This window comes from Brevundimonas sp. BAL450 (genome assembly GCF_015767455.1).
Classification (GTDB): Bacteria; Pseudomonadota; Alphaproteobacteria; order Caulobacterales; family Caulobacteraceae; genus Brevundimonas; species Brevundimonas abyssalis.
Map to the genome: position 1 here is coordinate 64,915 of NZ_JADWOW010000041.1, position 12,487 is coordinate 77,401.

The window sequence follows — 12,487 nt, forward strand, 5'->3', positions numbered from 1 at the left end:
ATGACATCCTTCCGCACCCTCTCCGACCTCACCGATCTGTCCGGCAAGACCGCCCTGGTCCGCGTGGACTTCAATGTGCCCATGGAGGGCGGCAAGGTCAGCGATGACACCCGCCTGCGCGCCGCCCTGCCCACCATCAATGCGCTGCGGGATCTGGGCGCGAAGGTGGTGCTGATGGCGCACTTCGGGCGGCCCAAGGGCCAGCCGGTCCCCGAGATGAGCCTGAGGCCGGTGGTGGAGCCGCTGGAACTGTTGCTGAGCGCCCCGGTCTGGTTCGCCGAGGACTGCATCGGCGAGGCGCCCCGCGCGGTGATCGCCGACGACCTGGCGCCCGGCGGCGTGGCCCTGCTGGAGAACGTGCGCTTCCACGCGGGCGAGGAGGCCAACGATCCCGCCTTCGCCGCCGAGCTGGCGAAGCTGGGCGATATCTATGTGAACGACGCCTTCTCGGCCGCGCACCGCGCTCACGCCTCCACCGAAGGCCTCGCGCGCCTGCTGCCCGCCTACGCCGGCGAGTCCATGCGCCGCGAGCTGGACGCGCTGGACAAGGCGCTGGGCACGCCCGTCAAGCCGGTGCTGGGCATCGTCGGCGGGGCCAAGGTCTCGTCCAAGCTGGACCTGCTGAAGAATCTGGTGGCTCAGCTGGACCACCTGGCCATCGGCGGCGGCATGGCCAACACCTTCCTGTTCGCGCAGGGCGTCGATATCGGCGGCTCCCTCTGTGAAAAGGAGATGGCCGACACCGCCCGCGAGATCACCGAGGAGGCCCGCCGTCAGGGCTGCGAACTGCTGCTGCCCGTGGACGTGGTGGTGGCCAAGGCGGTCAAGCCGGGCGTGGAGTCCGGCGTCCGCGCGCTGGACCGCATCGCCGCCGACGACCTGATTCTTGACGCCGGACCCGAGACCGTCGCGCGGCTCAAGCGCGCCATGGATCTGTCGAAGACCCTGATCTGGAACGGACCGCTGGGCGTGTTCGAGGTGCCGCCCTTCGACAAGGCCACGGTGGACGCCGCGCGCCACGCCGCGGGGCTGGCCAAGGCCGGAAAGATCACCGCCGTCGCAGGCGGCGGCGACACGGTCTCAGCCCTGAACCACGCGGGGGTTGTGGACGACATGACCTTCGTCTCCACCGCCGGCGGCGCCTTCCTGGAATGGATGGAGGGCAAGCCCCTGCCGGGCGTCGAGGCGCTGCGCGTCTAGATATTCCCTTTCCGCTCATCCCCGGATGGTGGCAAACCGAACCGTTCCGCTTCCCCCGGCGTTGAGCCCTCATGCTCGATGACCTGACGCAATACGCCGGCCCCATCCTCGGCGCCCTGATCGCCGGGGCCATGATCGGGTTCGAGCGGGAATATCGCGGCCGGCCGGCGGGTTTCCGCACCCACATCCTCGTCAGCCTGTCCTCGGCCCTGCTGATGCTGGCCGCCGTGCATCAGGCCCAGTGGACCTTTGACCTGAGGGATGACGTCAATCTGGTCATGGACCCGACGCGGATGGCCCACGGCATCCTGACGGGCATCGGCTTCCTGTGCGCCGGGGTGATCTTCCGCACCGGCTTCTCCATCCACGGCCTGACCACGGCGGCGTCCCTGTGGATCACCTCCGCCATCGGCATTCTGTTCGGCGTCGGCATGTTCACCCTCGGCGGTCTGGCCACGGTGGTCACCGCCATCATCCTGATCGTGCTGCGGGTGGTGTCCAAGGGGTTGCCCCAGAACACGGTGGTGGATGTGGAGGTCTGCTGGAGCGTCGGCGCCGCGCCCTCCGGGGCGGTGGAGGCTATCCTGTCGGAGCACGGCGGCGCCCTGAAGCGCACTGGCTACACCCGCGACGGCGATCAGGTGCGCCGCCTCTATCGGCTGCGGGCCAGCGACGCACACCTGGCCGAGCTGGGCGACCGGCTGGGCGCCTTGCCCGGCGTCACCGGCTTTCGTCTTGACCCCAGAGACGACTGACCAGAGACGACTGACCGGGCGCTGGTCATTGTTCGCTAACCCTCTTTGGGGCATGACTGGAACGAATGACGAACAGCGCGATTCGAGTCCTCGGCCTGGATCCGGGCCTGCGACGCACCGGATGGGGCGTCATCGCCTGCGAGGGCGCGCGCCTGTCGTGGGTGGCCCACGGCGTGGTGGCCCCGCCCGAGACGGCGCCCTTCTCCGAACGCTTGCTGCATCTGCTGGAGGCCGTCGGCGCCGTGTGCGCCGAGCACCGCTGCGACGAGGCGGCCATCGAGGAGGTGTTCGTCAATATGAACCCGTCCTCGACCCTGAAGCTGGGCCACGCCCGCGCCGCGGTCATGCTGGCCCCGGCCCGCTGCGGCCTTTCGGTGGCTGAATACGCACCGAACCAGATCAAGAAGGCCGTGGTCGGCGCCGGCCACGCCGACAAGGCCCAGATCGCCTTCATGATCCGCCGCCTGCTGCCCACCGCCGGGGACGTGAAGGCCGACGCCGCCGACGCGCTGGCCGTCGCCATCACCCACGCCCACCTGCGCCGCGTCCGGACGCTGGCCGCATGATCGGGCGGCTGCGGGGAACCCTGGTCGAGACGGGCGAGCACGACTGCCTGATCGACTGCGCCGGGGTCGGCTATGTGGCTGCTTGCGGCGCGCGCACCCTGCAGCGCCTGCCCGCGCCCGGCGCCGAAGCCATCCTGCATGTGGAGACCCAGTGGAGTCAGGAGAACGGCCCGCGCCTGTATGGCTTCCTGACCCGGGACGAGCGCCGCGCCTTCACCACCCTGCTGGCCATCCAGGGCGTGGGCCCCAAGGCGGCGCTGGCCGTGCTGGACGTGCTGCCGCCGGGCGAGCTGGCCGCCGCCGTGGCCCGCGAGGACAAGGCCGCCGTCGCCCGCGCCAACGGGGTCGGGCCGAAACTGGCCCTGCGCATCGTCACCGAGCTGAAGGGCAAGCCGCTGGGCGACGTCACCTTCGCTCCGTCCGCGCCCGGCGTTCACAGCGCGCCGTCCGCGCCTGTCCCCTCCATAACCGGCGAGGCCGTCTCGGCCCTGCTGGGTCTCGGCGTGGCCGAGGTCAACGCCCGCCGCGCCGTGGATCACGCGATCATCAAGCTGGGTGAGGGCACCGACCTCTCCGCCGTCATCCGCGCCGCCCTGCAGGAGCTGGGGCGGTGAGGCGGCGTCTGGTCGCAGCGGGTTTGGCAATGCTTTGCAGCGGGGTTTCCGGATGCACGTCCGGGGCATTTCAGGTCCGAAATCAGACAGGTGAATCGCTCTGGATCACGATGCACCTCTCCAACGACATGGTGGAAGAGACAGGCATGATCGGCGATGGCGAGACGATCTTGATGCGACCTCCGTTCGTCGACCTCGACCGAATCGAGTATCGCTCGGGCGGCGTCGATTGCCGCCTGGACCGCGAAGCCATTCAGGACGTTCTGGGAGCTCATGGGAGCCGGAGGCGAACCGTCGTGCTGAGGCCGTGCGGATCGACGGCGGGCCCAGAATGACCGACGATCGCATCATTTCCGCTGATCCGGCCCCCGGCGAAACCCACGACCGCGCCCTGCGGCCCCAGACCCTGTCCGAATTCGTCGGTCAGGAGCAGGCCAAGGGCAATCTGAAGGTTTTCATCGACGCCGCGCGGGGCCGGGCCGAGTCCCTGGATCACGTCCTGCTGTTCGGGCCGCCGGGGCTGGGCAAGACCACACTAGCCCAGATCGTCGCGCGCGAGCTGGGCGTCGGGTTTCGCGCCACCTCCGGCCCCATCCTGGCCAAGGCCGGCGATCTGGCGGCGATCCTGACGAACCTCGAGCCCCGCGACGTCCTGTTCATCGACGAGATCCACCGCCTCAATCCGGCGGTGGAGGAGATCCTCTATCCCGCCATGGAGGATCATGTGCTGGACCTGATCATCGGCGAGGGCCCCTCGGCGCGCAGCGTGCGCATCGATCTGGCGCCCTTCACCCTGGTCGGCGCCACCACCCGCGCGGGCCTGCTGGCCACGCCGCTGCGGGACCGGTTCGGCATTCCGCTGCGGCTCGAGTTCTACACCCCGGCCGAACTGGTCCGGGTCATCACCGGCGCGGCCCGCAAGATGGGCGCGCCCATCGACGACGAGGGCGCGCTGGAAATCGCCAGCCGCGCGCGCGGCACCCCCCGCGTCGCCGGCCGCCTGCTGCGCCGGGTGCGGGACTTCGCCGACGCCGAGGGTTCGCCCGTCATCGACCGTCTCGCCGCCGCGCGCGCGCTTGCACGACTGGAAGTGGACGAGGCCGGGCTGGATTCCCTGGACCGTCGCTTCCTGAAGGCCCTGATCGAGAACTACGGCGGTGGCCCGGTCGGCATGGACACCCTGGCCGCCGCCCTGGCCGAGGCCCGCGACGCGGTGGAGGACGTGATCGAGCCCTATCTGCTGCAACAGGGCTTCATTCAGCGCACGCCGCGCGGGCGCATGGCCTGCGCGAAAGCCTACGCCCACCTTGGCCTGACCGAGCCCCCGAAGCCGGCAGGTGCGCCGGAACAGGGCGGTCTGTTCGGGAAATGACCCTCAAGCGCGGCGGGTGGGTCTGGATTGCGACGAGCGTCGCCGTCTCGCTCGGCCTGGCGGTGCAGCATCTGTTGGGCGCGCCGGCGTCCGGGCTGATGGTTCAGGCTGCGGGGGCCTGCTTGGGCGCTGTCCTGTTTTTCCTGCTGTCGCACGCTAATCCACCGCAACGCGCGGCCGTCGCTGTGATCGGACTGGTCATCTTGCTGATGGTCGTCGCGGCGCCTTTGGCGATGGGGCCCGAACTGGCCGGCGCCCGGCGCTGGTTGCTGCTCGGGCCTTTAAGCGTCCAGCCGTCCATGGTTCTGCTGCCGCTGGTGATCTGGCTTGCGGCCGCACGACATTCCGGTTGGGCGATAAGCCTGCTGATCGTCGCAACAGGGGGAATTCTGGCGCTCCAGTTTGACGCCGCGGCGCTCACCGGCCTGACGCTGGCGTGGCTGGCGGGACATTTGCCTTCTGCGCGTCGGGACGAGGCTCACGTCTGGGGCGTCGCCCTGGGTCTCATCGTCCTGACCGTCTGGGCGTGGACGCGGCCCGACGCCCTGCCGTCGGTGGCCTGGGTGGAGCAGGTCTTGCCCAATGCTTGGGGACTTGGCCTCTGGACCGGCGTCATGGCCACCCTCGGAGCCCTTCTGGTCATCACCCCTCTGATCCTGCTGGCGCGCGGCTCGCAGGCGGCGTTGAGCCTTGCCGCCTTCTACGCCGGCCTTGTGGGCGCGGCTCTGGTCGGCAACTATCCCTTGCCGGTCGTCGGCCTGGGCGCCTCGCTTGTCGTGGGATGGCTCATCGCCCTCGGCCTGGCCCGCGCCCCGTACCGGAGTCGTCCGCCCGCATGACCGACCTCCCTTCTGCCGGCCGTTTCGAGGGCCGCGAGCATATCCTGCCCGTGCGGGTCTATTACGAGGACACCGATTTCACCGGGCTCGTCTATCACGCCAACTATGTGCGCTATTTCGAGCGGGGCCGGTCCGACTTCCTGCGCCTGGCGGGGGTGGGCCACGCCGACCTGCTGGCGGGCGAGACGCCGCTGGCCTTCGTCATCACCGCCCTGGACCTGCAATTCCTGAAGGCCGCCCGCATCGACGACGCCCTGATCGTGCGCACCACCTATGACGCCCTGCGCGGCCCTCGCCTGACCATCCGCCAGACCATTGAGCGGGGCGGCGAGGTCCTGTGCCGCGCCGAGGTGGAGGCCGCAGTCATCGACCTGACCGGCCGCCCGCGCCGCGCGCCCGCCACCCTCATCGCCGCCGTCACCCCCTGGCTGAAACACTGACGAAACCAGTTTTTCAGTCCGTCACACACGCCCGTTAAGCCTTAAGCCTTGAAATCGTCACGCCATCCGGATGGATAGGCCCGATGCTTGCAAGGCGCGTGGCGATTCTCCGCCTCCGCCCACCAGGGACTGAATTCTATGGTCGACGCCGCTCCTCACGCCTCCATGCTCGATCCCATCGCGCTTTTCCTCATGGCCGACTGGGTCGTGAAGACCGTGATGATCGGTCTGGTTATCGCCTCGCTCTGGTCCTGGGCCGTCATTCTGGACAAGGCGTTCAAGTTCGCCGCCCTGAACCGCCAGGCCAACGCCTTCGAGAATGACCTGAACTCGGGTCGGTCGCTTGAGGACATGGCCAGTCAGGCCGGCCCGAACCCCACCCATCCCCTGCCGCGCATGCTGGTTCTGGCCATGACCGAATGGCGCACCTCGCGGGGGCAGGCCTTGACGGACCATCAGGGCGCCATGCTGGTGTCCCGCATCGACCGCAGCCTGGACTCGGTCATCGCCCGCGAGAGCCAGAAGGTGGAGGAAGGCCTGGGCGTGCTGTCAGTGGTGGCCACCTCGTCGCCCTTCATCGGCCTGTTCGGCACGGTGTGGGGCATCATGAACGCCTTCGGGGCCATCGCTCAGGCGGGCAACACCAACCTGACCACGGTAGCCCCGGCCATCGCCGAGGCCCTGTTCGCCACCGCCATCGGCCTGGCCGCCGCCATCCCCGCCTACATGGCCTACAACAAGTTCTCCATCGACGCGGGCAAGTTCACCGGGCGTCTGGAAAGCTTCGCCGACGACCTTCAGGCCGCCGTGGCCCGCCGTCTGGGCGGAGCGCCGGTCGCGCCCCCGCCGCCTCCGCCCTCTGATTTCACCCTGAACCGGGGGCGTTGAGCCATGGCCCTGGGTTCCGGTCCCGGCGCGAGCGGCCATGTGCGGGGCCGCCGTCGCGCCAAGAAGCGCCCGCTCAGCGAGATCAACGTCACGCCGCTGGTGGACGTGATGCTGGTGCTGCTGATCATCTTCATGATCTCGGCGCCTTTGCTGACCGTCGGCGTGCCGCTGGAGTTGCCGCGCACAGACGCCTCGGCGGTGTCGGCGGACAATGAGCCGATCAGCGTCTCGGTCGACCGCGCGGGCGGCATCTATGTGGATCAGGATCCCGCCACCCTGGACCAAGTGGGTCCGCGCGTGGCCGCCATCGCCGGTGCGGGCGTGACGGACCGGCCCATCTTCGTGCGCGCCGACGGCGCCGCCCCCTATGAAGCGGTGGCGCGGGTCATGGCGCGGCTGTCGGCCAGCGGTTTCTCAAGCATCAATCTGATCACTGATACGGCGCCGGCCGTCTCCGCCGCCTCGACCACGGTCGCCACGCCCGAAAGCGAAGGCTGAGCCCATGCGCCGTCCGGGCATCGCCACGATCGGCTCGATCGGGCTGCATGCGGCCGTGGTGGCGCTCGCCCTGATTCCGTGGCCGCGCAAGGACCCGCCGGTGATCGTGTCCTCGGTGCCGGTGTCCATCATCTCCAGCGAAGTGGCCGCCGCCGCGCCAGCCGATAATCCTTCTGATGAACTGGTGGACGCCGAAGCGCTGGAGGCGCTTCAGGAACTGCTGGAGACCGAAGCCGAGCTGGAGGAAATCCCCGAGGTCCCGACCCCGCCGCAGCCGCGCCCGCCCGAGCCCTCGCCCGAGCGCGCCGAAACCCGGCGTCCGGATCCAGCGCCCTCGCCGCGTCCCAGCCCGACCCCGCCTGAAAAGGCTCGCCCCACCCCCGCGCCCCGCCCCAGCCAGAACCGCCCGGATCCGGGCCTCGATCTGGACGCCCTGGCCGAGCCTCGCCCCCGCACCCAGCAACAGCGCCCCACCGGCCAGTCCGGCGCCGGTCAGGCGCCCCGCGCCACCGGCTCCCAGATCGCCAATCTGGGCGGTCAGGTGACCCGGCACTGGATCCTGAACTGCGACCTGGAGGGCATGCGCGATCTGTCCATTCCCGTGCGCGTCACCATTACCTCGGGGGGGCGCATCAGTTCCGGGCCGACCGTGACCGACCAACGCTCCGGCGCCACCTGGCGCACGGCGTCCGAGGCCATGCTGCGCGCGGTCCGCGCCGCCGAACCCTTCGATGTGCCCGACGGCTTCGAGACCCAGGAGATCAATTTCCGCTTCCGCGCCGATCAGGCCTGCGCCAATCGGTAGGGAAGGGGAGCCGCCCCACGCCCCGCGCGTTTGTGACTTGCGCGCGCAAGGCCAAGCCCGAAAGTCGCCGCAATGCTCCGGCGCCATGCCGAAGCGTCAACCAACCGCCTGCCCGGGGAGATTCCACCTCATGCGACCGAACAAACGCCTCAACGCGCTGATCGCCGGCGTCGCCGCCATCGCCTTGGCGCCCGCCGCCGTCACGCCGGTGATGGCCCAGTCCGGCTCTCCCGAGGTGGAGATCACCGAAGGCGTCCTGCGCCCGCTCCAGATCGCCGTGGCCCCGTTCAGCGGCCCCAACGGCGCGGACATCTCCGGCGTCATCTCGAGCAACCTGCAGCGCTCTGGCTTCTTCGATCCCATCGATCCGAACGCCTTCATCCAGCAGGATCTCAATCTGTCCAACCAGCCGGACTTTCCGCAATGGACCCGCATCGGCGCCCAGGCGGTTCTGTACGGCTCGGCCACGCCCCAGCCGGACGGTCGGGTGCAGGTGGGTTTCCGCCTCTATGATCCTTACCGCGAATGCCAGCTGGTGGGCTTCGCCTTCACCGCCACGCCGGACAATTGGCGCCGCCTGGCCCACAAGGTGTCCGATGTGGTCTATCAGCGCCTGACCGGCGAGCAGGGCTATTTCGACACCCGCGTAGTGTTCGTCTCCGAAAGCGGCACGGGCCTGAACCGCTTCAGCCGCCTGGCGGTGATGGATCAGGACGGCTTCAACCCCTTCTTCCTGACCAGCGGCGAAGAGATCATCCTGACCCCGCGCTTTTCAAATAATCCCAACGAAATCGCATACATGGCGCTGGGTGAGGATTATTCCCGCATCTACATCATGAACCTGCAGACAGGCCGCCGGGAAAGCATCGGTGAGTTCCCAGGCCAGGTGTTCGCCCCGCGCTTCTCGCCTGACGGGACCCAGATCGCCTTCTCCATCAGCGTCGGCGGCAACTCCGACATCCACATCATGAACCTGCGAACTCGCCAGACGCGCCGCCTGACCAATGATCCCGGCATCGACACCTCCCCGTCGTTCAGCCCGGATGGAAACCAGCTGGTCTTCGTCTCGGACCGCTCCGGCTCGGCGCGGCTCTACACCATGCGCACCGACGGGTCGGGCCAGCGGCCTATCTCGCGTGGTGGCGGCGCTTACACCGCCCCGTCCTGGAGCCCGCGCGGAGACCTGATCGCCTTCACCAAACAGCAGGGTGGCCGTTTCCACATCGGCGTCATGGACGCCTCGGGCGGCGGCGAGCGCCTCCTCTCGTCCAGCTATTTCGAGGAAGGGCCCTCCTGGGCGCCCAATGGTCGTTACATCATGTTCGCGCGTCAGGCCCCGGGGGGCGGTTCGCGCCTGTGGACCGTGGACGTCACCGGCCGCGTGGTAGGCCAGGCGTCCTATTCCGGTATGGCGGGCGACCCCGCCTGGTCGCCGCTTCTGGATCCTCCGCCCGCCAATCTGGGCGTCGGGCAAGCTTCGGACAGCTGTCCGGGCTGATCCGGAAGGCCATGTCGTGAAGTGACACGGTTATGTGATCCTCGGACCCATTCGCTCAACTGTGCGTTATCGCCGCTGGCGCCATATTGCAGCCAAGGCTAGGGCCTTACGGCAAAGGTTCAATCGGCCGTCGCTGCGGCCCAAAAAGGAGACGACCCTGATGTATTCCACCCGTTCGATCATCCGTCTGTCCGCCGTCGGCGTCATGGTCGCCGCCATGGCCGCCTGCGCCCCGCGCCAGCAGCCCGAACCCATGCCGCAGCCTGGCCCTTCGCAGCCGTCGCAGCCTAGCCAGCCCGGCGCCCCCACCGGTCCCGTGAACCCGGGAACGCTTCCTGGAACCGCCGCGCCCGGCTCGGTCGGCGATTTCCGCCAGAACATCGGCGACCGCGTCTATTTCGATCTGGACAGCTACTCGGTTCGCGCCGACGCCCAGCCGCGCCTGGACGCTCAGGCTCAGTGGCTCAATCGTTACCCGAACGTGCGCGTGCGCATCGAGGGCAACGCCGATGAGCGCGGCACCCGTGAATACAACCTGGCTCTGGGCGCTCGGCGCGCCGAGGCCGTGCGCAGCCACCTGGTCAATCGCGGCGTCGCCGCCAACCGCATCGACACCATCTCTTACGGCAAGGAGCGTCCGATCGCGCAGGGCTCCAACGAGGAAGCCTGGGCCCAGAACCGAAACGCCCACACCGCCATCGTCTCCGGCGCGCCCCAGTAAGCGCTCCAGATGGAGAATGGGGGGACCGGCGTTCGCGTCGGTCCCCCTTTTCGTTACGCCTTTCGCCCGCCCGGCGCGCGGCCTTGCGTCCGCCGCAAACCGATGGAACCTATGCAGGCATGACCCAACTTCGTCCGTTCACCGTTTCCGCCCTGATCGCCGGAACTGCCCTGGCCCCCCTGATGGCCGTTGTGCTCGTCGCCGCGCCCGCCACGCCCGTCCAGGCGCAGCAGGTTCCCGACCAGCCTGTCGAATGGACCCCGCGGCGCCTCAACCAGCTTGACCGCAACGTCCGCCGGCTGGAACGCGCCGTGACCCAGCGCAACGCCGCCGGTGATCCTGTCCTGATCGAGACCGACCCCGAGGTCGTGGTGCTCCAGGGCGTGATGGACAACATGCAGCGCCGCCTCGCGGATCTGGAGGCTACGGTCCAGCGCATGAACGGCGACATCGAACGCCTGACCTTCGCCAATGATGAGGCCCAGCGGGACAACGCGGCCATGCGCCGCCTGCTGACCGACTCCAACAACCGCATCACCGCGCTGGAAGGCCAACTCGAGGCGGTGGCCGAGGCCAACGCCCCCATCGTGGCGGATTCGCCCACAGGCGATGCGCGTCAGGACTTCGACCGCGCCATCCGTCTGGCCAACGCCCAGGATGTGCGGGCCCTGCGCGCCCTGGAAGTCTTCGTCATCACCTGGCCGGACGAGCCCCAGGCGCGGGAGGCCAACTATCGCCTGGGCGATCTGCGCGCCCAGGCGGGCGACCAGACCGGCGCCGTGCAGGCCTACGCCTCGTCCCTGTCAGGCTGGCCGCGCACCTCCTGGGCGCCTGACGCCACCATCAAGCTGGCCTCGGGTCTGGACGCCACGGATCGCAACACCCAGGCCTGCGCCGCTGTGCGCGAGTTCTTCCAGCGCTACGGCGAGGGCGCGCCGACCACCCTGATCAACCGCGCCCGCCAGATTCGGGAACGGGCGGAGTGCCCGGCCTGATCGACTGCGTCACCGCCGCGCTCGACGCGCGGTTGTCTCTGGACGCGGATCGTCCCGTCGCCCTGGCCCTGTCCGGCGGCGGGGACTCCATGGCCTTGCTGCATCTGGCCGCCGACTGGTGCGCGCGGCGAGGCCGCCGCCTTCTGACCCTGACCGTCGATCACCGCCTGCATCGCGACAGCGCCGTCTGGACCGCCTTCGCCGGAGAGGCAGCCCGAGACCTCGGCGCCGACTGGCGCACCCTGTCGTGGGACGGCCCCAAGCCCGCCACAGGCCTGCCGGCCGCCGCCCGCGCGGCCCGCCACGCCCTTCTGGCCGATACGGCGCGTCAGGCCGGCGCCCGCGTCATCCTGATGGCCCACACCGCCGACGACATAGCCGAGTCCGACTGGATGCGGGATCAGGGGGCCACGCTTGGGGCCTTGCGCGACTGGTCCCCGTCCCCCGCATGGCCGCAGGGCAGGGGCCTCATGCTGCTGCGTCCTTTGCTGACTGCGTCACGCGCCGATCTGCGGGCCTTGCTGCGTGCCCGCAACGCCCTCTGGCTCGAAGATCCCGCCAACGCCGACCCCCGCTTCCTGCGCAGCCAGGCGCGCATGGCGCTGCAAAGTGAAACTCCGTCATTCTCGAGCTCGTCCCGGGGACCAACGGCGACCGCGAGCACGATCGTTGAGGCCATGAAGTCGTCGCCGATGATCTGGTCCGGACTCGTCACCCTCCCACGCGCCGTCCCCGCCCGGACCCTCGCCGCCGCCCTGCTCAGCGTTTCGGGACAGGCCGCGCCCCCGCGCAGTCCCCGCCTGACGGCCCTGCACGCCCGCCTGGCCTCCGACAGCGAAGTAACCGCCACGCTCAGCGGCGCCCGCATCCAGGCATCCGGCCAGACGCTGTTGATCACCCGTGAACCCGGCCGCACCGGCCTGCCTGCCGCTGCCTTGCCGCCGAACGCCCCCGCCGTCTGGGACGGACGCTTCGAAATCACCGCCCCGGAGCCCGGCTGGAGCGTCGGCGCGCTCAAGGGCCGCATGGCGTCTCTGGCCCCCGTCGATCAGGCGATCGTGAAGCGCCTGCCCGCATCCGCCCGACCCGCTCTGCCCGTACTGTTCCGGGACGCTGACCCCCGCCCGCTTCTTGCATGGCGCGTGGCCGAGACGCGCTGTCTGGTCGCAGGCCGCCTCATCGCCGCCGCCGGCGGGATCGGGCATGAGGACCAGTTGACGCATTCAAGTGGCGAAACGCCGCCCGCTGACCTATTTCTGAACCGTAGCGGCGGCTGAACGTCGCCGCACCGAGTTT

General features: G+C 69.5%; 15 protein-coding genes. All 15 read left to right on the top strand.

Annotated elements, in window-relative coordinates; all coding sequences use genetic code 11:
• The 15 genes from pgk (at nucleotide 1) to tilS (ending at nucleotide 12,468) form a co-directional block, all read left to right on the top strand.
• Entirely contained in the window at nucleotides 1-1,200 is a 1,200-nt protein-coding gene (gene pgk / locus IWC96_RS04190; RefSeq protein WP_196838409.1) for a phosphoglycerate kinase, read from the top strand.
• 71 nt (nucleotides 1,201-1,271) lie between these two features.
• Nucleotides 1,272-1,955, top strand: coding sequence for an MgtC/SapB family protein (locus tag IWC96_RS04195; RefSeq protein WP_196838397.1), 684 nt, complete (start codon nucleotides 1,272-1,274; stop codon nucleotides 1,953-1,955).
• Between the two features lie 65 nt (nucleotides 1,956-2,020).
• Nucleotides 2,021-2,521 carry a crossover junction endodeoxyribonuclease RuvC gene (gene ruvC / locus IWC96_RS04200; RefSeq protein ID WP_196838398.1) on the top strand — a complete coding sequence of 167 codons (501 nt, stop codon included), beginning with the start codon at nucleotides 2,021-2,023 and terminating at the stop codon, nucleotides 2,519-2,521.
• Nucleotides 2,518-3,135 (top strand): Holliday junction branch migration protein RuvA, encoded by a 618-nt coding sequence (gene ruvA / locus IWC96_RS04205; protein ID WP_196838399.1) that lies wholly within the window; start codon nucleotides 2,518-2,520, stop codon nucleotides 3,133-3,135. Before ruvC ends, ruvA begins: the two co-directional genes overlap by 4 nt.
• Nucleotides 3,136-3,245: 110 nt before the next feature.
• Entirely contained in the window at nucleotides 3,246-3,470 is a 225-nt protein-coding gene (locus tag IWC96_RS04210; protein ID WP_196838400.1) for a hypothetical protein, read from the top strand.
• Nucleotides 3,467-4,507 (top strand): Holliday junction branch migration DNA helicase RuvB, encoded by a 1,041-nt coding sequence (gene ruvB / locus IWC96_RS04215; RefSeq protein ID WP_196838401.1) that lies wholly within the window; start codon nucleotides 3,467-3,469, stop codon nucleotides 4,505-4,507. Before IWC96_RS04210 ends, ruvB begins: the two co-directional genes overlap by 4 nt.
• On the top strand, nucleotides 4,504-5,346 hold the full coding sequence (locus IWC96_RS04220) for an FtsW/RodA/SpoVE family cell cycle protein (RefSeq protein WP_196838402.1): 843 nt from the start codon (nucleotides 4,504-4,506) through the stop codon (nucleotides 5,344-5,346). The genes ruvB and IWC96_RS04220 overlap by 4 nt, the downstream gene beginning before the upstream one ends.
• Complete coding sequence (locus IWC96_RS04225) at nucleotides 5,343-5,786, top strand: YbgC/FadM family acyl-CoA thioesterase (RefSeq protein WP_304502300.1); 444 nt, start codon at nucleotides 5,343-5,345, stop codon at nucleotides 5,784-5,786. Before IWC96_RS04220 ends, IWC96_RS04225 begins: the two co-directional genes overlap by 4 nt.
• Before the next feature lie 138 nt (nucleotides 5,787-5,924).
• On the top strand, nucleotides 5,925-6,674 hold the full coding sequence (tolQ, locus tag IWC96_RS04230) for a protein TolQ (RefSeq protein WP_196838403.1): 750 nt from the start codon (nucleotides 5,925-5,927) through the stop codon (nucleotides 6,672-6,674).
• A 3-nt stretch (nucleotides 6,675-6,677) separates the two neighbouring features.
• Entirely contained in the window at nucleotides 6,678-7,172 is a 495-nt protein-coding gene (locus IWC96_RS04235) for a biopolymer transporter ExbD (protein WP_196838404.1), read from the top strand.
• Nucleotides 7,173-7,176: 4 nt separating this feature from the next.
• A complete protein-coding gene (locus IWC96_RS16070; protein WP_196838405.1) occupies nucleotides 7,177-7,977 on the top strand; it encodes a hypothetical protein in 801 nt (266 codons plus the stop codon).
• Nucleotides 7,978-8,107: 130 nt separating this feature from the next.
• Nucleotides 8,108-9,475 carry a Tol-Pal system beta propeller repeat protein TolB gene (tolB, locus tag IWC96_RS04245; protein ID WP_021697741.1) on the top strand — a complete coding sequence of 456 codons (1,368 nt, stop codon included), beginning with the start codon at nucleotides 8,108-8,110 and terminating at the stop codon, nucleotides 9,473-9,475.
• Nucleotides 9,476-9,635: 160 nt separating this feature from the next.
• Nucleotides 9,636-10,196, top strand: a complete 561-nt coding sequence (gene pal, locus IWC96_RS04250) for a peptidoglycan-associated lipoprotein Pal (RefSeq protein ID WP_021697742.1) — start codon at nucleotides 9,636-9,638, stop codon at nucleotides 10,194-10,196.
• Nucleotides 10,197-10,315: 119 nt separating this feature from the next.
• Complete coding sequence (locus IWC96_RS04255; RefSeq protein WP_021697743.1) at nucleotides 10,316-11,191, top strand: hypothetical protein; 876 nt, start codon at nucleotides 10,316-10,318, stop codon at nucleotides 11,189-11,191.
• Nucleotides 11,179-12,468, top strand: coding sequence for a tRNA lysidine(34) synthetase TilS (gene tilS, locus IWC96_RS04260; protein ID WP_021697744.1), 1,290 nt, complete (start codon nucleotides 11,179-11,181; stop codon nucleotides 12,466-12,468). Before IWC96_RS04255 ends, tilS begins: the two co-directional genes overlap by 13 nt.
• The last annotated feature ends 19 nt before the right edge of the window (nucleotides 12,469-12,487 follow it).

Bases quoted from the DNA above. Each gene is read 5' to 3' on its own strand.
- pgk (WP_196838409.1), top strand. From the start codon at position 1: ATGACATCCTTCCGCACCCTCTCCGACCTCACCGATCTGTCCGGCAAG.
- IWC96_RS04195 (WP_196838397.1), top strand. From the start codon at position 1,272: ATGCTCGATGACCTGACGCAATACGCCGGCCCCATCCTCGGCGCCCTG.
- ruvC (WP_196838398.1), top strand. From the start codon at position 2,021: ATGACGAACAGCGCGATTCGAGTCCTCGGCCTGGATCCGGGCCTGCGA.
- ruvA (WP_196838399.1), top strand. From the start codon at position 2,518: ATGATCGGGCGGCTGCGGGGAACCCTGGTCGAGACGGGCGAGCACGAC.
- IWC96_RS04210 (WP_196838400.1), top strand. From the start codon at position 3,246: ATGCACCTCTCCAACGACATGGTGGAAGAGACAGGCATGATCGGCGAT.
- ruvB (WP_196838401.1), top strand. From the start codon at position 3,467: ATGACCGACGATCGCATCATTTCCGCTGATCCGGCCCCCGGCGAAACC.
- IWC96_RS04220 (WP_196838402.1), top strand. From the start codon at position 4,504: ATGACCCTCAAGCGCGGCGGGTGGGTCTGGATTGCGACGAGCGTCGCC.
- IWC96_RS04225 (WP_304502300.1), top strand. From the start codon at position 5,343: ATGACCGACCTCCCTTCTGCCGGCCGTTTCGAGGGCCGCGAGCATATC.
- tolQ (WP_196838403.1), top strand. From the start codon at position 5,925: ATGGTCGACGCCGCTCCTCACGCCTCCATGCTCGATCCCATCGCGCTT.
- IWC96_RS04235 (WP_196838404.1), top strand. From the start codon at position 6,678: ATGGCCCTGGGTTCCGGTCCCGGCGCGAGCGGCCATGTGCGGGGCCGC.
- IWC96_RS16070 (WP_196838405.1), top strand. From the start codon at position 7,177: ATGCGCCGTCCGGGCATCGCCACGATCGGCTCGATCGGGCTGCATGCG.
- tolB (WP_021697741.1), top strand. From the start codon at position 8,108: ATGCGACCGAACAAACGCCTCAACGCGCTGATCGCCGGCGTCGCCGCC.
- pal (WP_021697742.1), top strand. From the start codon at position 9,636: ATGTATTCCACCCGTTCGATCATCCGTCTGTCCGCCGTCGGCGTCATG.
- IWC96_RS04255 (WP_021697743.1), top strand. From the start codon at position 10,316: ATGACCCAACTTCGTCCGTTCACCGTTTCCGCCCTGATCGCCGGAACT.